The 19197-nt window shown below is 61.0% G+C and carries 16 protein-coding genes; 9 read left to right on the top strand and 7 right to left on the bottom strand.

The window, feature by feature from the left end:
* Positions 1-59: 59 nt before the first annotated feature.
* From ACNQPL_RS23250 to ACNQPL_RS23225, 6 genes are all read right to left on the bottom strand, one after another.
* The gene (locus ACNQPL_RS23250) at positions 60-830 is read right to left on the bottom strand and encodes a hypothetical protein (protein ID WP_416468019.1); all 771 of its coding nucleotides are present in this window, start codon (positions 828-830) and stop codon (positions 60-62) included.
* A 402-nt stretch (positions 831-1232) separates the two neighbouring features.
* On the bottom strand, positions 1233-1814 hold the full coding sequence (locus ACNQPL_RS23245) for a hypothetical protein (RefSeq protein ID WP_416468018.1): 582 nt from the start codon (positions 1812-1814) through the stop codon (positions 1233-1235).
* Positions 1765-2004, bottom strand: a complete 240-nt coding sequence (locus tag ACNQPL_RS23240; RefSeq protein WP_416468017.1) for a hypothetical protein — start codon at positions 2002-2004, stop codon at positions 1765-1767. The genes ACNQPL_RS23245 and ACNQPL_RS23240 overlap by 50 nt, the downstream gene beginning before the upstream one ends.
* Positions 2005-3423, bottom strand: coding sequence for an HlyD family type I secretion periplasmic adaptor subunit (locus tag ACNQPL_RS23235; protein WP_416468016.1), 1419 nt, complete (start codon positions 3421-3423; stop codon positions 2005-2007). It abuts the gene before it with no gap.
* Positions 3420-5567, bottom strand: a complete 2148-nt coding sequence (locus ACNQPL_RS23230; protein ID WP_346613121.1) for a type I secretion system permease/ATPase — start codon at positions 5565-5567, stop codon at positions 3420-3422. The genes ACNQPL_RS23235 and ACNQPL_RS23230 overlap by 4 nt, the downstream gene beginning before the upstream one ends.
* 248 nt (positions 5568-5815) lie before the next feature.
* The gene (locus ACNQPL_RS23225) at positions 5816-6703 is read right to left on the bottom strand and encodes an EamA family transporter (RefSeq protein ID WP_346613120.1); all 888 of its coding nucleotides are present in this window, start codon (positions 6701-6703) and stop codon (positions 5816-5818) included.
* Positions 6704-6935: 232 nt separating this feature from the next.
* Here ACNQPL_RS23225 and ACNQPL_RS23220 point away from each other — a divergent pair, with 232 nt between their 5' ends.
* The 7 genes from ACNQPL_RS23220 to ACNQPL_RS23190 all read left to right on the top strand — a co-directional run bounded on the left by ACNQPL_RS23220 (position 6936) and on the right by ACNQPL_RS23190 (position 15915).
* A complete protein-coding gene (locus ACNQPL_RS23220; RefSeq protein ID WP_346613119.1) occupies positions 6936-8333 on the top strand; it encodes a cytosine permease in 1398 nt (465 codons plus the stop codon).
* Between the two features lie 114 nt (positions 8334-8447).
* Positions 8448-9383, top strand: coding sequence for a bestrophin family protein (locus ACNQPL_RS23215; protein WP_346613118.1), 936 nt, complete (start codon positions 8448-8450; stop codon positions 9381-9383).
* Between the two features lie 242 nt (positions 9384-9625).
* A complete protein-coding gene (locus tag ACNQPL_RS23210) occupies positions 9626-10681 on the top strand; it encodes a GlxA family transcriptional regulator (protein ID WP_416468015.1) in 1056 nt (351 codons plus the stop codon).
* 81 nt (positions 10682-10762) lie between these two features.
* Positions 10763-11968 carry an NAD(P)/FAD-dependent oxidoreductase gene (locus ACNQPL_RS23205; protein WP_416468014.1) on the top strand — a complete coding sequence of 402 codons (1206 nt, stop codon included), beginning with the start codon at positions 10763-10765 and terminating at the stop codon, positions 11966-11968.
* A gap of 137 nt (positions 11969-12105) precedes the next feature.
* On the top strand, positions 12106-12945 hold the full coding sequence (yghU, locus tag ACNQPL_RS23200; protein ID WP_416468013.1) for a glutathione-dependent disulfide-bond oxidoreductase: 840 nt from the start codon (positions 12106-12108) through the stop codon (positions 12943-12945).
* 207 nt (positions 12946-13152) lie between these two features.
* Positions 13153-14856, top strand: coding sequence for an amidase (locus tag ACNQPL_RS23195; RefSeq protein WP_416468012.1), 1704 nt, complete (start codon positions 13153-13155; stop codon positions 14854-14856).
* Between the two features lie 141 nt (positions 14857-14997).
* Positions 14998-15915, top strand: coding sequence for a pyridoxal-phosphate dependent enzyme (locus ACNQPL_RS23190; protein WP_416468011.1), 918 nt, complete (start codon positions 14998-15000; stop codon positions 15913-15915).
* Between the two features lie 93 nt (positions 15916-16008).
* On the opposite strand, the gene ACNQPL_RS23185 is transcribed toward ACNQPL_RS23190, so the two are convergent.
* Entirely contained in the window at positions 16009-16467 is a 459-nt protein-coding gene (locus ACNQPL_RS23185; RefSeq protein ID WP_416468010.1) for a metallophosphoesterase family protein, read from the bottom strand.
* 236 nt (positions 16468-16703) lie between these two features.
* Between ACNQPL_RS23185 and ACNQPL_RS23180 the strand changes: the two genes are divergently transcribed.
* On the top strand, positions 16704-17801 hold the full coding sequence (locus ACNQPL_RS23180; protein WP_416468009.1) for a carboxynorspermidine decarboxylase: 1098 nt from the start codon (positions 16704-16706) through the stop codon (positions 17799-17801).
* 34 nt (positions 17802-17835) lie between these two features.
* Positions 17836-19080, top strand: a complete 1245-nt coding sequence (locus tag ACNQPL_RS23175) for a saccharopine dehydrogenase family protein (protein ID WP_039602482.1) — start codon at positions 17836-17838, stop codon at positions 19078-19080.
* Positions 19081-19197 lie beyond the last annotated feature (117 nt).

The raw sequence follows: 19197 nt of genomic DNA, 5'->3' as shown, positions 1-19197 counted from the left end.
CGGCCCATGTTCATCCAAGGCTCTCCGAGCCTCTTGCACATCTGCAAGTTCTAACCTGATCATTTAATTCCTTCCTTTTTCTCGGCACTTAACAAAAAACCATTTACAAGGGCGACTATATTCCTCCACTCGCTAAGCCTGCCTCGCAAAATCTTCAGGCTTACAAGAATATCCGCTCCGGGAAGCAGATATTTCAATTCACAGAAAGAATCTTGCCCCCAGTACCCCTTTACACAATAAGCGACGTACCTCATATGCCCATCCTCCTCCACCCAGAAGAAATCCTGCTTACCCCCTCTAGAATATCTGTCAACCCCCTCAACAAAATTCATTCCAATATTTTTGTCGTAGACCTTCTGAGCAATTATATTTTCCGGCGTATTTTTAAGATAATTGTCAAGCTTCCTCCTCAAGCCGACCTCTCCGTGACTCCAAGGCTCTATCCCTACCTTTGCACCCGTGAAATCGAGAGAAGTAGCCTCATGAAAAGACACCGCATTGAGCTCCGGCAAACTCATAGCCATATAAAGAGACACAAAATTTGCATTGCATCCTTTTTTATTTTCAATAAAACCCACCTCCCAAGAACTCTTACCCTCATACTCCGGCCAATACACCACATAACCTCTAAGAAACTCATAAACGACGCCAGACATCCTCCCGCACACCTTAGGATCTACGGGGACTCTCTCGACAGTTTCCCAAGGCTTAGAAATCACGACCGTCAAAACAAAATAACTTGCCAGCGCCACCACAACCACACCACTTACAATGCGTAGCGCACCCCACACTCCATGTAACAAAATGGATGCTGCCTTTTTATAGTTCATTTATCGCCCCCATGCTTTCTTGCGTATAGCTGCAAGAGGCTCGCCGCCGAGCCTAACTACTCAATTTGCACATACCTCACACTCCTTAAAACCCTCAACCCCCACTTACTACACGTTTGCTCTCACTTAATTTCGCTCGCAAAAGCCGCGCATTTACAAGTATCTCTTTGTCAGGCAGCTCAAACTTCAAGCTGCAGAACGAGGGACTCTCCACATACCCCATCACACAATAAGCCACATATTTCAAACACCCCTTCGCCCCCAATAACCTCCTCCCTGCGAGCAGGCTGAGCATCACTCATTCCTGGATAGCCTTTTGCCGCTAGCACTTCATACATTATGGAAGGTCCATGCTCGCAAAGGTTCTCCGAGCCTACTTAACATCTACGAGCCCTAACCTGATCATTTTATTTCTTCCTTTTTCTCGGCGCCTAACAAAAAACCATCTACAAGGGCGACTATATTTTTCCACTCGCTAAGCCTGCTTCGCAGAATCTTCAGACTTACCACTACATCCGCCCCCGGAAGCAGATATTTAAATTTACAGAAAGACGCTTGCCCCCTATACCCCCTAACACAATAAACGACGTACCTCATACGCCCCTCCTCCTCCAGCCAGAAGAAATCTTGCTTACCTCCCCTAGAATACTTATCAACCCCCTCAACATAATTCATTCCGATATTTTTGTCGTAGACCTTCTGAGCAATTATATTTTTCGGCGTATTTTTAAGATAATGGTCAAGTGTTTTCCTTAACCCCCCCTCTCCATAACTCCAAGGTTGTATTCCTACCTTCGCACCCGTGAAGCTCAGAGAGGTAGCCTCATGAAAAGACACTGGCTTGAGTTCCGGCAAACTCATCGCCATATAAAGGGCCACGAAATTTGCATTGCACCCTTTTTTATTTTCACTAAAACCCACCTCCCAGGAACTCTTACCCCTCATACTCCGGCCAAAAAACCACATAACCTCTAAGAAATTCATAAACGACGCCAGACATCCTCCCGCACACCTTAGGATCTACAGGCACTCTCTCGACAGTTTCCCAAGGCTTCGAAATCACGACCGCCAAAACAAAATAACTTGCCAGCACCACCACAACCACACCACTGAAAATGCGTAGCGCTCCCCACACCTTTTTTACTAAAGCCGACGCTAGCTTTTCATAATCCATCTATCGCTCCCCCAAGCTTTCTTGAACATGTCGCTGCAAAGGACTCAGAAAGTAACTTATGATCTTGCGCCTATCTACAATGACCTCTGCACGCACAGACATGCCCGCCGTTAACGGCATATTTTTCTCCGCCACACGCAACGATTCTTTTCCCAGCCCAATCCGAGCGCTATAAACCAGTCCCCGCCGTTCATCTTCAATCGCGTCATCTGAAATACTCAGCACCACGCCCGGCACAACCCCGTACTTGGTAAACGTGAACGTCTCCACCTTCACTTCCACAGCCTGCCCCGGGTAGACAAACCCGATGTCCTTGTTCTCAACTTTCACTTCAACTTCCACAGGCTGCCCGGTGGGCACAACCACCATTAGCGTCTGCGCAGGCGTTACCACGCCGCCCTGTGTGTGAATGGCGAGTTGCTGTACGGTGCCGTCCACCGGCGATATCAATGCCTTGAGCCGGTGACGTTGTTCGGCCTTGTTCAACTCCTGAGCCAGGGTTGCGATTCGCCGCTCGGCATCACCGAACAGGTCGAGCATGGCGCGCCTCAGTTGAGCGATGGCGCCCGCGCGGCGGTGTTGCGCTGCCAGCCGCGCAGCATTCAGCTCCTCGATGCGCGAGCGCTGGATGGCCAGTTCGCGCTCCTGCTCCAGACGGTCCTGTTCCTTTTCCAGGTAGGTATGCTTGGCCACCGCTGCCTCGCTGAACAATTGCTTGTAATCCGCCGTGAGCTGGCGGGTAATCACCGACAGTTGCTCAAGGGCCCGCGCCCGCGCTTGTGCAGACCGAATCTCCGCTTCGCGCTGGCCGATTTCGGCATCGGCCTGCTCCAACGTGGCCCGCAGTTCGAGGTATTGCCCCTGCAGCCAGCGCTGGGCGCTGGCCTGCTGCGCGGCAGTGGCCAGCGGTACCAGTGGCCCCAGAGAGGCAGGCGGCTCGTTGCTGTCCAGTGCATTCAACAACGTGGTGGCGCGCGCCTGGTCGATCTGCGCAGCCAGCAATTCGCTGCCCAGGCGCCTGATGTCGGCACCGGTCAACTGCCCTTCCAGTTCCACCAGCACATCGCCTTTGCGCACGGCCTGGCCATCGACTACATGGATCGCCTGCACCACCGCGACTTCGCTGGCCTGTATCAGCTTGCTCCTGCCGCTGGGCACGATCCGGCCCTCGGCACTTGCAACCACGTCGAGCTCACCGATACAGGCCCAGGCCAGCGCCAGGCCAATGAATGCCAGCAGGCTCCACTGCAGGTAGCGCGGCAAGGGATGCACCGGCGTTTCTTGCAGGGACAACGCCGCGGGAAGAAAGGCCAGTTCGTCACGCTCGCGGGGCGGGCCGTCCATGCTCCGGCGCTGGCGCCAGGCACCTCGCCACGCATCTTTGTAGCGCTCGGCAAGGTCGTGGAGTGCCGCGCTCATACGGCGGCCCCAAGCTGCAACCGATGGAGGTAGGCATAGGTGCCGTGTGGGTCGCTCAGCAGCTCGTCGTGGGCCCCTTGCTCGATGATCTGGCCCCGCTCCATGACCACAATGCGGTCGGCATGGCGCACGGCGGACAGCCGATGGGCAATGATGATCACAGTGCGCTGTGCGCAGATCTGCGCCATGTTCTGCTGGATGATCCGTTCGGACTCGTAATCCAGCGCACTGGTGGCCTCGTCGAAGATCAGAATGCGTGGGTTGCCGAACAGCGCGCGGGCTATGGCGATGCGCTGGCGCTGCCCGCCTGACAGGCTGGCCCCGTGCTCGCCGACCAGGGTTTCGTAGCCATCCGGCAACTCGAGGATGAACGCGTGGGCACCTGCCAGCGTCGCGGCGGTGATCACGTCTTCGAGCGGCGCTGCGGGGTTGCCAAGGGCGATGTTCTCGCGCACGGTGCGCCGGAACAGCATGTTTTCCTGCAGCACGACACCGATCTGCCGACGCAGCGATGCCACATCGGCGACGGCCAGATCAGCACCGTCGAGCAATACCCGCCCCCGCTCAGGGGAATACAACCTCTGGATCACCCGGGTCAGCGTGCTCTTGCCCGAACCCGAACGGCCCACTATGCCGATCACTTCACCGGGCGCGATCTTCAGGCTGACATCGCGTAGTACCTCGCACCCGTCCGGCCGATAGCGAAAGCACACGCGGTCCAGCTCGACCTGCCCGGCCAGTGCAGGCAGCACCGTCCCCTTGGCCTGGTTGATTTCGGTACGATTGTTGAGGATGTCGCCCAGGCGCTGGATCGATACGCCAGTCTGCTGGAAGCTCGTCCAGAGTTGGGCCAGGCGAATGATGGGTTGTGACACGCGCCCTGCGAGCATGTTGAAGGCGATCAGTTCACCGACGCTAAGCTCGCCTTCAATGACCAGGCGCGCACCCAACCACAATGTGCCGACCGTGACCAATTTGCCGATCAGGCCGACACTCTCGTTCGCCACGTTGGAAAGGTTCTGGGTCTTGAAGCTGGCCGATACATAGGCGGCCAGCTGATTGTTCCAGCGCCGGGCAATCTGTGGCTCCACCGCCATCGACTTCAGCGTGTCGATGCCGTTCACCGTCTCCACCAGAAACGCCTGATTCTCTGCGCCGCGCTGGAAGCTCTGGTCGATGCGCGCGCGCAGCAACGGGGTGACCGCCAGTGATACGAGAACGTACAAAGGTAGCGAGGCGACCACCAACAATGTCAGCCAGCCGCTGTAAAGGAACATGACGGCGATGAAGACCACTGTGAAAAGCACATCCAGCAGCAGCGTGATGCTGTTGCTGGTCAGGAAGCTCCTGATGTTTTCCAGCTCCCTCACTCGGGCAACCGAGTCCCCCACGCGCCGGGCCTGAAAGTAGGCCAGCGGTAGTTCAATCAGGTGACTGAACAGCTTGGCGCCTAGTTCGACATCTATTCGTGACGCCGTGTGCGCCGCTACATAGGCACGCAAGCCACTGAGCAAGGTTTCGAACAGGACGATGACCAGCAAACCCAGCGCAATCACGTCCAGCGTGGTCAGCCCGCGATGCACCAGCACTTTGTCCATCACCACCTGAAAGAACAGCGGTGTCAGCAGCGCAAGCACTTGAATGACCAGCGAGACGACGAGCACTTCGCCAAGAAGCCGCCTGTACTTCACCACGGCCGGAATGAACCAGGTCAGGTCGAACCGCGATAGCCCATCGGGCAATGCGGCATCGGAACGGACCATTATCAGGCCCCCGCCCCAACGGACGGAGAGCTCATCAAGGGTCAGGGTTTGTGCAGCAGCGACATGCGGGTCTTGCACCAGAACGCGTTGGTCTTCCACCCGAGCGATGATGAAATATTTACCCTGGGTGTCGACAGCAATTGCGGGCAACGGCAAATGCTGCAGCCGCTTCAGGCTGGTGTTGAGCTTCTTGGCTTTCAGGCCGAGCTGTTTGAATACACGAAGTATTGCATCATCTGAAAAGTGCTCGCCCGGTGCTACATGGGCATGTAGTACTTGTTCCGCGGAAATAGCCACGTCGTGGTAACGCGATAGCATGATGAGACACGCTAACCCGCTGTCGACTGGCCTGGCATCAGCGCCATAAAAAGGATCCGGCATTGTGCCACCTCATGTAATAAATCAACATGAGGGGATACTAGCGCGAAGCAATAGGACAAGCGTCCTACATGGGTCTGACTATGCCGTGGGAAGCTTCGCACTATTAAACGCTAGTTGTAGGAAGTTTCCGGTAGAGGAAAAAAACCACATAGGAAAACATCTATTACATCGTGAGAAAAGTTACCATCAGAATCAATCAAATGTTCGAGATCGACTCACAACACCTCTGCAAATAGATCCCTGAACCATCAACCCGCACTTGCCGCCCGCAACCGCTGCCCCAGCTTGGGCCCGAACACATTGACCAACAACCCAAGCATGACCAGCAGCGCGCCCCACCCTTGCACCGCTGTCAACCGCTCCCCCAGCAACCACGCCGAAGAACTCAACCCGATGACCGGCACCAACAAGGAAAAGGGCGCCACCTTCCCCGCCGGGTGGCGTGACAGCAGCGTGCTCCACAGGCTGTACCCCAGCATGGTGGCAACGAACGCCAGGTAGATCAGCGCCAGCACCGAACTCCAGCCAATATTGGCCAGCGCATGGCCAATACGCTCCGGCCCTTCCAGCCACCACGACAAGGCCAGAAACGGCAGCGGCGGGATCAGCCCACCCCAGATCACCAGCGCCACCAGGTCCACCGAACCGAAACGGCGGGTGATGATATTGCCCATGCCCCACATGGCACCGGCGCACAGGGTCAGCACCAGCGCCACCAGCGGTACGTGGCCGCTGTCTTCACTGCCGATCAGCGCCAGGCCGCTGGCCGCCACCAACAACCCCAGCACGCTCGCCAGGCGCAGGCGCTCACCCAGAAACAACGCTGCAAAACCGAGCGTGAAGAACGCCTGCGACTGCAGCACCAGCGAGGCCAGGCCTGGCGGCATGCCGCTGTACATGGCCTGGAACAGGAAAGCGAACTGGCCCAGGGAGATGGTCGCGCCGTAGGCAATCAGCCAGCGCCACGGCAAGTTCGGGCGCTTGACCAGCAGGATCGCCGGAAACGCGACCAGCAGAAAGCGCAATGCCCCCAGCAGCATCGGCGGCAGGCCGTCGAGACCCACCTTGATGACCACGAAATTGACTCCCCAGGCGACGATCACCACCAGGGCGATCAGCAGGTCCTTGAGCGGCATTGCTACTTCCTTCTTCAGGCGTTCTAGACATATTTCGTAACAGCATAAGGCCAATTCATATCAGCGGACCGGCACAGTTACCCATCAGCCTTGCACAACAGTCCATCTGCAAAGGCCTGCAAGCTTCACTTGACCGGACTTGTATAGACATGCTCATATCGGTGCGACGCCATTCGTGCAGCGTCCCGCCAATGGCCCTCTCCCACACAAAAACAATGAAGCGGAGCCGTCAATGTCCAGCAAATCCGTGCTCGAGCGGCGCTCGATCGATTACATTCCCGAAGCTGAACGCCATGGACGGGTGTACAGCCAATTCACCCTTTGGCTCGGTGCCAACCTGCAGATCACCGCCATCGTCACGGGGGCCCTGGCCGTGGTGCTCGGTGGCGACGTGTTCTGGTCGTTGATCGGTTTATTGCTGGGGCAACTGATCGGCGGCGCCGTCATGGCCTTGCACGCCGCCCAGGGCCCACGCCTGGGCCTGCCGCAGATGATCTCCAGCCGCGTGCAGTTCGGCGTCTACGGTGCGGCCATCCCGATGGTGCTGGTGTGCTTGATGTACCTGGGCTTCACCGCCACCGGCACGGTGCTGTCCGGGCAGGCCATCGGCCAGTTGCTCAGCGTCAGCGACAGCGCCGGCATCCTTATTTTTGCTGCCGTAATCGTCGCCGCCACGCTCGCCGGCTACCGGGTCATCCACTGGATCGGCCGGGTCGCCAGCGTGCTGGGCATCATCGCCTTCGTCTACCTGTTCAGCCGCATCCTGGTGCTCGCCGACATTGGCCAGTTGCTCGACAACCGCCACTTCAGCTGGGCGACGTTCTTGCTGGCGGTTTCGCTGGCGGCGTCCTGGCAGATCGCGTTCGGCCCCTATGTGGCCGACTATTCGCGCTACCTGCCAAGCAGCACTTCGGCGGTGAAGACCTTCTTCGCCGCCGGCCTGGGTTCGGTGATCGGTGCCCAGGCCTCGATGATCCTCGGCGTGTTCGCTGCAGCCATCGCCGGTGGCCAGTTTTCCGGGCGCGAGGTGGCCTACATCGTCGGGCTGGGTGGCGCCGGTACCACGGCGGCGCTGCTGTACTTCTGCATCGCCTTCGGCAAGGTGACCATCTCGACGCTGAATTCCTACGGCAGCTTCATGTGCATCGCCACCATCATCAGCGGTTTCCGTGGCCACCTGGCCATCAGCCGCACTCAGCGCCTGGTGTTCGTGCTCGCCATCGTCGGCGCCGCCACCTTGGTGGCATTGCTCGGCCAGCACTCGTTCCTGAGCGCATTCAAGTCGTTCATCCTGTTCCTGCTGACCTTCTTCGTGCCCTGGAGCGCGGTCAACCTGGTGGATTATTACTTCATCACCAAGGAACGCTACGACATCCCTGCCCTGGCCGACCCCGACGGCCGCTATGGCCGCTGGAACTGGCCGGGCATCAGCGTTTATACCGTGGGCGTGCTGATTCAGATGCCGTTCATCGACACCAAGCTGTACACCGGGCCCATGGTCGCCTACCTGGGGGGTGTGGACGTGTCCTGGCTGATCGGCCTGGTGGTGCCGAGCGTGTTGTATTACTGGGTGGCGCGCCGCCGCGCGGCTGACGCGCCGGCCAGCATGATCGTACCCGACGCACTGTGACTGCCATGGCGCGAAAAATCGCGGATTAAGCTCCCGTTAAGCATCACTTCATAGACTGGCCAGGAAAACGGCGCTGAGCGTTCGCCTCCATCCTGGATACTGGAGTGATGCAATATGGAAGCTGCATTGATGAGCAAATGGAAATGCCTGTCCCGTACCATAACCTATGTCGGCTGGTCGCTCTTCTGGTTGATGGTGTGGGATATCGCGGTCACCTTCGATGCCATGCTGGTAGAAGGTTACGGGATCGAGTTACCGCTCATGCCGTTGACGCTCCTGTGTTCGGCACTTGTCGTGCTGATCAGCTTTCGCAATTCCAGCGCTTACAACCGTTGGTGGGAAGCCCGAACCCTGTGGGGTTCCATGGTCAACAGTTCAAGAAGCTTCGGCCGTCAGGTGTTGACGCTCATCGACGATGAAGACGGCATCAACCCGTGCAAGGCTCTGCTGATCCGACGTCACGTGGCTTACCTGCATGCTTTGCGCATGCACCTGCGGGGCCAGAAAAATGTTGCAGCGCTGGCGCCATTGCTGCATGACCAGGACCTTGACCGGCTGGCGGCAACCCACAATCTCCCTAACGACATACTGAGCGGTTCGGCCGAGCTGATCGCTGCGCAGTTCAAACGAGGGCATCTGGACAGCATCCGCTTGGCCCGCCTCGAGTCGACCCTGGTCGACATCTCCAACTGGCAAGGCGGCATGGAGCGGATAGCCAACACGCCGCTTCCTTATCCGTACACCTACTTCCCAAGGCTTTTCAGCGCCCTGTTCTGCGTCATCATGCCGCTGAGCCTTGTGCCGACACTGGGCTGGTTCACCCCGATCGTGTCCACGGTGGTGGGCTGCATGCTGCTGGCCATGGAGCGCATCGGCACCGACCTGCAAACGCCTTTTGGCTGCAGCCAGCACAGCATTCGCACAGATGAGTTGTGCCGCAATATCGAGCACAACCTGCGGTCGATGTTCAACTCACCCGAACGCGGTGCGTTGTACCTGTGCAGCGATGTCGAGAGCCTTCAGCTGCAGCGCACCGGGGCAGCCGCCTAGCCTTTGTATGAAAAGTCTTGAGACGCAGGGCAGGCAAGGCGAAAACAGCCGAGGAAGCGGAGTGTACTGGAGTACATGAGCATTCCGAGGCTGTTTTCAACGCAGCATGGACAAGTATCAAGGCTTTTCATACACAGCCTGGCGCCGAGGGGGGTGATACCCGTGGCCTGACAGTTGCCTGGGCGCGCCGAGGCTGTCCATACTCGTGGGACCGAAGCGCCTCTCAGCCAGCGGGCCCAACCATGACCGATATCGCCGCTCAGCTTGAACCCCCGCTCCTGCCCATCGACCACCCCCGGGTGGTGGTTTTCGTCGCGTATGAGGCCATGGGCCTGCTCGACCTCAGCGGCGCACAAACGGTGTTCTGGGCCGCCACCAAGGCCATGGCCGAACGTGGCTTGCCGGGCTATCGCCTGCACACCGCCAGCCTCGACGGTGGCCTGCAGCCCACTGCCGAAGGCCTGACGGTGGCCACCGAGCGCCTGGATGATGTGATGGCCCAGGCCGTCGATACGCTGATCGTGCCCGGCGCACCGGACATTATCCGTACCCTCCCCGGCCACGGCCCGCTGGTGGCCTGGCTGCGCCGCGCCAGCCTGCACGCCAGGCGCACCGCATCGGTGTGCAGCGGCACCTTTCTACTGGCCAGCGCCGGCCTGCTCGATGGCCGCCGCGCCGCCACCCACTGGGCCATGTGCGAGGTGCTGCGCCGCGACTTCCCGGCGGTGCAGGTGGACCCTGAATCCATATTCGTCCAACACGGCACGGTGTGGACCTCTGCCGGGGTGAGTGCCGGTATCGACATGGCCCTGGCGCTGGTCGAACTGGACTGCGGCCGCGATGTGGCGATGCAGGTGGCGCGCGAGCTGGTGGTGTTTCTCAAGCGCCCGGGCGGCCAGGCGCAGTTCAGCGAGCTGCTCAAGTTGCAGGGCCAGGACTGCGCCGAGTTCGAAGCCTTGCACCTGTGGCTCAACGCCCACCTGGGCGACCCGCAACTGACCGTCGAGCGCCTGGCCGAACAGGCGCACATGAGCCTGCGCAACTTCACCCGCGTGTACAAACTCAAGACCGGCCGCACGCCGGCCAAGGCCATCGAGGTGTTCCGCCTTGAAGCGGCGCGGCGCCAGCTGGAAAACACCGACAACCACATCGAACAGATCGCCCGGCAGTGCGGTTTCGGCAGTGAAGAGCGCATGCGCCTGGCGTTCCAGCGCCACCTGGCAGTCACCCCGCGCGACTACCGCGCACGCTTCGCCCGCTGTGTGCCGCTGGCCGAAATTCAGGGTTCTTTGGCCTAGGGTGCGCGCTTCGTCGCCCGTAACATCGTTGACCGCAAACACGGACTACCTTGTTTATCCGGACCTTCCAGGAGCACAACGATGAAAAATATCCTGATCATTGGCGCAGGCTTCGCAGGCCTGTGGAGCGCCCTCGGCGCCGTCCGCCAACTGGACCTGCACGGGCGCACGGATGTCGAGGTGACGCTGCTCGCACCGCAGGCCGAACTGCACGTGCGCCCACGCTTTTACGAACCCGAGGTGCACACCATGGCGGCGCCGTTGGAGGCGCTGTTCGAAACCGTGAATGTGCGTTTTGTGCAAGGCACGGCGTTCCATATCGATGAAGCCAGCAAGCGCGTCAGCTACCGCACCCAGAGCGGTACCGAATGCAGCCTGGGTTACGACCGGCTGATCATGGCCTGCGGCAGCGTGCTCAACCGGCCGGACATGGTCGGCATCGAGCATGTGTTCGATGTCGACAAGATCGACAGCGCAGCGCGTCTTGAGGCGCACCTCAAATCGTTGGCCAACCAGCCCGACACGCCCGCACGCAACACCGTGGTGGTGGCCGGCGGCGGCTTTACTGGCATCGAGACCGCGACCGAACTGCCGGCGCGCCTGCGCGCCATTCTTGGCGAGCAGGCGCAACCGCGGGTGGTGGTGATCGACCGCGGGGCCAGGATTGGTGCGGCCCTGGGCGACGGCATCCGCCCAGCCATCGAGCAGGCATCCGAGGCGCTGGGCGTCGAATGGATCTGCGGTGCTACCGTAGCGTCGGTAGACCGCGACGGTGTGCTGCTGGACAACGGCCAGCGCATCGACGCGAGCACGGTGGTGTGGACCGTGGGCTTCAAGGCCAACCCGTTGACCGAGCAGATCAGCGGCGAACGCGACCGCCAGGGCCGCTTGCATGTGGATGGCAACCTGAAGGTCAAGGGCAACGATGCGGTGTACGCGGCGGGTGATGTGGCCTATGCGGCGTGCGATGAAGCCGGCAACTACGCGGTGATGTCGTGCCAGCATGCCATCCCGCTGGGCCGTTATGCGGGGAACAATACCGCAGCCGAACTGATCGGCGTGGCACCGATGACCTACAGCCAGCCCAAGTACGTGACCTGCCTCGACCTGGGTGCCTGGGGCGCGGTGTATACCGAGGGCTGGGAGCGCACGGTGTCGCCGCCGACGGACAAGGCCGAGGCCAAGCTGCTCAAGTCCCAGATCAACACGGTGTGGATCTATCCACCAGCCGCCAATGACCGCGCTGCGGCACTGGCGGCGGCAGACCCGACCATTCCAGTGGCGTAGTCCACGCAGCGCCTGCGGGGGCGGGCCCGCCCGCTCCTGCAGCGCCCATTGCATTTGCACATCGCACAGAACCCATGGCATAGATGCAGGTCCACGTCTGTACGTGACCGTATTGCGCCTTCGAAGGAGTTCCAGGCATGAGCAAGCACCCTTACGTCCCGCCCAAGGTCTGGCGCAACGACGCAGCCTCCGGTGGCCAGTTCGCCAGCATCAACCGGCCGATCGCCGGCCCTACCCATGACAAGGACCTGCCGGTCGGCAAGCAGCCGCTGCAGCTGTATTCGCTGGCCACCCCCAACGGCGTGAAGGTCACCATCCTTCTTGAAGAACTGCTCGCCCTTGGCCACAGCGGCGCCGAGTACGACGCCTGGCTGATCCGCATCGGCGAGGGCGACCAGTTCTCCAGCGGCTTCGTGGGGGTCAACCCCAACTCGAAGATCCCCGCCCTGCTCGACCGCAGCGTCGAGCCGCCGGTACGGGTGTTCGAATCGGGCTCGATCCTGCTGTACCTGGCCGAAAAGTTCGGTGCGCTGCTGCCCAAGGCGGCCGCTGCACGCACCGAAAGCCTGAACTGGCTGTTCTGGCAGATGGGCTCGGCGCCGTACCTGGGCGGTGGTTTCGGCCACTTCTATGTCTATGCGCCGGAGAAGATCGAATACGCCATCAACCGTTTCACCATGGAAGCCAAGCGTCAGCTGGATGTGCTGGAGCGCCGCCTGGCTGAAAGCCGCTACCTCGGTGGCGATGAATACAGCATTGCCGATATCGCCGTGTGGCCCTGGTATGGCCAGCTGGTGCGCGGCAACCTGTACGACGCTGCGCAGTTTCTTGCGGTGCAGGAGTATCCGCACGTGCAGCGTTGGGCTGAAGACATTGCTCAGCGGCCAGCGGTGCAACGGGGTACCCGGGTCAACCGCACCTGGGGCGATGAGCAAAGCCAGGTGCCCGAGCGGCATTCAGCGGCGGACCTGGCCTGAGTGTATCGGGGCCGCTTGGCGGCCCCCTTCCGACCGGTCCGGCGCCAAGGCCGCTGCCACAGATTTGCACTGCGGGCTGGCGGGACGAAACGCGCCGACAATGCCTGGTTGCAAAAATCCATTTGCCCCGGCGCAAACCTGCGCCCCCCGTGCCCTTCTTGTACACTCCTCGCAAAAGCCCCCACCTGCACAAATTTTGGTGAAAGCATGATCGAGGTAACCGAGGTTTCCATTGCCGAGCTGCGCGACGCGCTCGAAGCCGGCCGCACGACGGCGGTCGAGCTGGTCCAGGCCTACCTGGCGCGTATCGACGCCTACGATGGAGCCGATACCGCCACTGCGCTGAACGCCGTGGTAGTGCGCAACCCAGAAGCACTCAAAGAAGCCGAAGCCTCCGACGCCCGCCGCGCCCGTGGCGAACTGCTCGGCCCGCTGGACGGCATCCCCTACACCGCCAAGGACAGCTACCTGGTCAAAGGCCTGACCGCCGCCTCCGGCAGCCCGGCCTTCAAGGACCTGGTCGCCCAGCGCGACGCGTTCACCGTCGAGCGCCTGCGCGCGGGCGGCGCCATCTGCCTGGGCAAGACCAACATGCCGCCCATGGCCAACGGTGGCATGCAGCGTGGGGTTTATGGCCGCGCCGAAAGCCCGTACAACGGCAACTACCTGACCGCACCGTTTGCCTCCGGCTCGTCCAACGGCGCCGGTACCGCAACCGCCGCCAGCTTCAGTGCCTTTGGCCTGGCCGAGGAAACCTGGTCGAGCGGCCGCGGCCCAGCTTCGAACAACGGCCTGTGCGCCTACACGCCGTCGCGCGGGGTGATCTCGGTACGCGGCAACTGGCCGCTGACGCCGACCATGGACGTAGTGGTGCCTTACGCCCGCACCATGGCCGACCTGCTGGAAATCCTCGATGTCGTGGTTGCCGACGACGCCGACAAGCGCGGCGACCTGTGGCGCCTGCAGCCATGGGTACCGATCCCGGCAGCTTCTTCGGTGCGCCCGGCTTCCTACCTGGCCCTGGCCGTTGATGCCAGCACCCTCAAGGGCAAGCGTTTCGGCGTGCCGCGCATGTACATCAATGCCGACGCCGAAGCTGGCACCTCCGAAAAACCTGGCATCGGCGGCCCGACCGGCCAGCGCATCAACACCCGCGCGACCGTCATCGACCTTTGGCAGCAGGCGCGCCAAGCCCTGGAAGCGGCCGGTGCGCACGTCGTGGAAGTGGACTTCCCGCTGGTGTCCAACTGCGAGGGCGACCGCCCGGGCGCCCCGACCGTGTACAACCGCGGCATCGTCAGCAAGCAATTCCTCCACGACGAACTGTGGGAGTTGTCCGGCTGGGGCTTCGACGACTTCCTGCGCGCCAACAACGACCCCAAGCTCAACCGCCTGGCCGACGTCGATGGCCGGCAAATCTTCCCCCACGACCCCGGCACCCTGCCCAACCGTGAGGATGACCTGGCGGCCGGCATGGACGAATACGTCAACATGGCCAAGCGCGGCCTGAAGACCTGGGACCAGATCGAAACCCTGCCCGACGGCCTGCGCGGGCTGGAAAAAACCCGCAAGCTTGACCTGGAAGACTGGATGGACGCCCAAGGCCTGGACGCGGTGCTGTTCCCCACCGTCGCCGACGTGGGCCCGGCCGATGCCGACGTCAACCCGGCATCGGCGGACATCGCCTGGAGCAATGGCATCTGGGTGGCCAACGGCAACCTTGCCATCCGCCACTTGGGCGTACCGACCGTCACCGTGCCAATGGGCGTGATGGCCGACATCGGCATGCCGGTGGGCCTGACCTTCGCCGGCCGCGCCTACAGCGACAACAACCTGTTGAGCTTCGCTGCGGCCTTCGAGGCCACCGGCTCGCGCCGAATCATCCCGCCGCGTACGCCTGCTTTGGGGTAATCGTGCGCTGAAGGTTTGCGCCATTGCCCAAATCGAGCGCCGCCCACGCGGCGCTCGATTTCAACCTCATCACAGATTCAACGACATACACCCCGCAGCCCGCGTTACCATCCAGCTCTTACTGAAGCATGGAGCTACGTGATGACGCTGCATATCCACACCCCCCTGATCGAATCCCGCCCGCTGTCACTGGCCGCCGGCCGTACCGTGTGGCTCAAGCTCGACGCGCTGCAGCCGTGCGGTTCGTTCAAACTGCGCGGGGTCGGCCATGCCTGCGAAGTGCACCATGCCCGTGGCGCACGGCATTTCGTGTCCTCGTCCGGTGGCAACGCCGGCCTTGCGGTGGCCTATGCCGGCCGCAAGCTTGGCGTGCCGGTGACCGTCGTGGTGCCTGAAACCACCACCGAGCGGGCCAAGGAACTGTTGCACCAGGAGGACGCCAAGGTGGTCGTGCATGGCAGCTCCTGGCAAGAGGCCAACGCGCTGGCACAAACCCTGGTCGGCCCCGACGATGCCTTTATCCACCCGTTCGATGACCCGTTGCTGTGGGCGGGGCACGCCAGCCTGGTGGATGAAGTCGCCGCGAGCGGATACAAGCCCGATGCGGTGGTGCTGTCGGTGGGCGGCGGCGGCTTGCTCAGTGGTGTGGTCGAAGGGCTCAAGCGCAACGGTTGGAGCGATGTGCCGGTGCTGGCGGTGGAAACCGAGGGCGCAGCATCGCTGCATGCGGCAGTGCAGGCGGGCCACCCGGTGGAGCTGGAGCGCCTGGCTTCGGTGGCGACTTCGCTGGGCGCCAAGCGTGTGGCCGATCAGGCCATGGTGTGCGTACGCGAACACCCGGTGCACAGTGTTCTGGTCAGTGATCGCGCAGCGCTCGAGGCATGCGAGCGGTTTTTGGCGGACCATCGGGTGCTGGTGGAGCCGGCCTGTGGAGCGGCGCTGGCGGTGGCTTACAACGCCGAAACGCTGGGTGATTACAGCAATGTACTGATTGTGGTCTGCGGCGGCGCGACGGCGACGCTGGGGCAGATTCAGGCGTGGTTGGAGCAGGTCGACTGACTGACTGTTCCGGCCTCATCGCGGGCAAGCCCGCTCCTACAGGGGCGGCGCTGGGTATGTAGGGGCGGGCTCGCGCGCGATGAGGCCGAACTGTCAATCCAGTAACGGAATGATCCGCGGTACCAGCCGCTCCCCCTCGATTTCGATCACCGCTACTGTCACCGGCAACTTGAACCGCCGCGGCCCGGCACTGCCGGGGTTGAGATAGAGCCGCCCTTCCCGCCAGTCGATCAGCGGTTTGTGCGAATGCCCGGTAATCACCACCCGCACCGGCTCATCCAGTGCCGCCGGCACATCGGCGATGTCGTGCACCAGCAGCGTCTGCCAGCCGCCCATGTCGAAACGCAACACATCGGCAAGTGGCGCCGCCCAAGGCAGTTTCACATCGTTGTTGCCCCGCACGATCTGCAAGGGCGCCAGGGCCTCGAGCACCTCGATGACCTGCGGTTTGCCGATATCCCCTGCATGCACGATCAGCTCGCAGCCCACCAGCGCATCGACCGCTTCGGGGCGCAGCAAGCCGTGGGTATCAGCGATGACGCCAACCCTCATGCACAGCTCCTGTACGCATCTGCTCGGTATCGGTTACTCATCGGATTCTTCCTTTATCTGCAGCGCCAGCGCTCAGGATGTCACATAGCGTTGTTCCAATGAGCCTTCGGCCTTCGGGAAAATTCCCGCCCAACGGCAAAGACCGCGACGAAATGCTTATCTCGCCCTTTCGATCTGTAGCAAGTGAAGGCACAATGCGTGTCCTTTTTTTGGCCGGCCTGGCCGGGGGCCTTTAAATGATCAAGACGCCGTATTACCTCATCGACAAAACCAAGCTGCTGAGCAACATGGAGAAGATCGCGTACGTGCGCGAGAAGTCCGGTGCCAAGGCGCTGCTCGCCCTCAAGTGCTTCGCCACCTGGTCGGTGTTCGACCTGATGCAGCAGTACATGGACGGCACCACCTCTTCGTCGCTGTACGAGCTCAAGCTCGGCCGCCAGAAGTTCGCCGGCGAGACCCACGCCTACAGCGTGGCCTGGGCCGACGACGAGGTCGAGGAGATGCTCGAGAACTGCGACAAGATCATCTTCAACTCCATCGGCCAGCTGCAGCGCTTTGCCGAACAGTCCGAAGGCAAGGTCCGCGGCCTGCGCGTCAACCCGCAGGTGAGCAGCTCCGACTACCTGCTGGCCGACCCGGCGCGCCCGTTCAGCCGCCTGGGTGAGTGGGACCCGGAGAAGATCGAAAAAGTCATCGGGCAGATCTCCGGCTTCATGTTCCACAACAACTGCGAGAACGGCGACTTCGGCCTGTTCGACAAGATGCTCACGCACATCGAAGAGCGCTTCGGCCACCTGCTGCACAAGGTCGAGTGGGTCAGCCTGGGTGGCGGCATCCACTTCACCGGCGAAGACTACGCGGTCGATGCGTTCTGCGAGCGCCTCAAAGCCTTCTCGGAACACTATGGCGTACAGGTCTACCTGGAGCCGGGCGAAGCCGCCATCACCAACAGCGCCTCGCTGGAAGTGACCGTGCTCGACACCCTGTACAACGGCAAGCACCTGGCCGTGGTCGACAGCTCGATCGAAGCGCACCTGCTCGACCTGCTGATCTACCGCCTCAACGCCAAGATGGCGCCCAACGATGGCGAGCACACCTACATGGTCTGCGGCAAATCGTGCCTGGCCGGTGACATCTTCGGCGAGTATCAATTCGACCGTCCGCTGGCCATCGGCGATCGCCTGTCGTTCATCGACACCGCGGGTTACACCATGGTCAAGAAAAACTGGTTCAACGGTCTGAAAATGCCTTCCATCGCAGTCAAGCAGCTCGACGGCAGCGTCGAACTGGTGCGCGAGTTCGGTTTCGAAGACTACGTTTCGAGCCTGTCGTAAGACCGGCCCTCAAAAGTAAGGAGCAACAGGTAAATTGAAGAAGAACGTTCTTATCATTGGTGCAGGAGGTGTCGCCAAGGTGGTGGCCCACAAGTGCGCGCAGCATAACGACGAACTGGGTCGTATCGCTATCGCGTCACGGAACATCTCCAAATGCCAGGCCATCATCGACAGCGTCAAGGCCAAGGGTAGCCTCAAGGTACCCGCCGACATCCAGGCCTTCTCGCTCAACGCCCTTGATGTCGAGGCCACCAAGGCCCTGATCCGCGAGACCGAATCGCAGATCGTGATCAACGTGGGCTCCGCTTTCCTCAACATGTCGGTGCTGCGTGCCTGCATCGATACCGGTGTCGCCTACCTGGACACCGCCATTCACGAAGAACCGGGCAAGATCTGCGAGACGCCGCCCTGGTACGGCAACTACGAGTGGAAACACCTCGAAGAGTGCCAAGAAAAGAACATTACCGCCATTCTCGGCGTCGGTTTCGACCCGGGTGTGGTGAACAGCTACGCAAAACTTGCGCAGCAACAGTATTTCGACAGCATTGATTCGATCGACATTCTCGACGTCAATGCCGGTTCGCATGGCAAATACTTCGCCACCAACTTCGACCCGGAAATCAACTTCCGCGAGTTCACCGGTCAAGTATGGAGCTGGCAGAACAGCCAGTGGACCAGCAACACCATGTTCGAAGTCAAGCGCACCGACGACCTGCCGGTAGTCGGCTCGCAAAACCTGTACCTGACCGGTCACGACGAGGTCCATTCGATCTCGAAGAACCTCAACGTACCGAACGTGCGCTTCTGGATGAGCTTCGGCGAGCACTACATCAATGTGTTCACCGTGCTGAAGAACCTTGGCCTGCTCTCCGAGCAGCCGGTCAAGACTGCCGAAGGCCTGGAAGTGGTACCGCTGAAAGTGGTCAAGGCCGTGCTGCCTGACCCGGCTTCGCTGGCCCCGGGCTACACCGGCAAGACCTGCATCGGTGACCTGGTCAAGGGCACCAAGGATGGCCAGCCGCGCGAAGTATTCATCTACAACGTGGCCGACCACGAAGAAGCCTACGCCGAGACCGACAGCCAGGGTATCTCCTACACGGCCGGTGTACCGCCAGTGGCCGCGGCCCTGCTGGTCGCCCGCGGCGAATGGGATGCCAAGCGCATGGTCAACGTCGAGGAGCTGCCAGCCGAGCCGTTCCTCAAGGCGTTGGACGTCATGGGCCTGCCGACCCGCGTAAAAGATGAAAAAGGCGATCGTCCCTGGGACGCTGAAGCCTAAGCCGCATGTCTAGTCCTGAAATAGGTTTACATCTGTTCAGGTAGGCCGACAGGCCTCAAAACGCCCGATGCACAGCATCGGGCGTTTTGTTTTTCAGGGCCATATGAGGCCGTTCTG

The organism is Pseudomonas sp. LFS044, assembly GCF_047978245.1.
Taxonomy (GTDB): Bacteria; Pseudomonadota; Gammaproteobacteria; order Pseudomonadales; family Pseudomonadaceae; genus Aquipseudomonas.
This window is presented reverse-complemented; position numbering and strand designations above follow the sequence as displayed.

Bases quoted from the DNA above. Each gene is read 5' to 3' on its own strand.
- ACNQPL_RS23225 (WP_346613120.1), bottom strand. From the start codon at position 6,703: ATGCCGCTCAAGGACCTGCTGATCGCCCTGGTGGTGATCGTCGCCTGG.
- ACNQPL_RS23220 (WP_346613119.1), top strand. From the start codon at position 6,936: ATGTCCAGCAAATCCGTGCTCGAGCGGCGCTCGATCGATTACATTCCC.
- ACNQPL_RS23245 (WP_416468018.1), bottom strand. From the start codon at position 1,814: ATGAATTTCTTAGAGGTTATGTGGTTTTTTGGCCGGAGTATGAGGGGT.
- ACNQPL_RS23230 (WP_346613121.1), bottom strand. From the start codon at position 5,567: ATGCCGGATCCTTTTTATGGCGCTGATGCCAGGCCAGTCGACAGCGGG.
- ACNQPL_RS23180 (WP_416468009.1), top strand. From the start codon at position 16,704: ATGATCAAGACGCCGTATTACCTCATCGACAAAACCAAGCTGCTGAGC.
- ACNQPL_RS23190 (WP_416468011.1), top strand. From the start codon at position 14,998: ATGACGCTGCATATCCACACCCCCCTGATCGAATCCCGCCCGCTGTCA.
- yghU (WP_416468013.1), top strand. From the start codon at position 12,106: ATGAGCAAGCACCCTTACGTCCCGCCCAAGGTCTGGCGCAACGACGCA.
- ACNQPL_RS23210 (WP_416468015.1), top strand. From the start codon at position 9,626: ATGACCGATATCGCCGCTCAGCTTGAACCCCCGCTCCTGCCCATCGAC.
- ACNQPL_RS23240 (WP_416468017.1), bottom strand. From the start codon at position 2,004: ATGGATTATGAAAAGCTAGCGTCGGCTTTAGTAAAAAAGGTGTGGGGA.
- ACNQPL_RS23205 (WP_416468014.1), top strand. From the start codon at position 10,763: ATGAAAAATATCCTGATCATTGGCGCAGGCTTCGCAGGCCTGTGGAGC.
- ACNQPL_RS23250 (WP_416468019.1), bottom strand. From the start codon at position 830: ATGAACTATAAAAAGGCAGCATCCATTTTGTTACATGGAGTGTGGGGT.
- ACNQPL_RS23185 (WP_416468010.1), bottom strand. From the start codon at position 16,467: ATGAGGGTTGGCGTCATCGCTGATACCCACGGCTTGCTGCGCCCCGAA.
- ACNQPL_RS23215 (WP_346613118.1), top strand. From the start codon at position 8,448: ATGGAAGCTGCATTGATGAGCAAATGGAAATGCCTGTCCCGTACCATA.
- ACNQPL_RS23235 (WP_416468016.1), bottom strand. From the start codon at position 3,423: ATGAGCGCGGCACTCCACGACCTTGCCGAGCGCTACAAAGATGCGTGG.
- ACNQPL_RS23195 (WP_416468012.1), top strand. From the start codon at position 13,153: ATGATCGAGGTAACCGAGGTTTCCATTGCCGAGCTGCGCGACGCGCTC.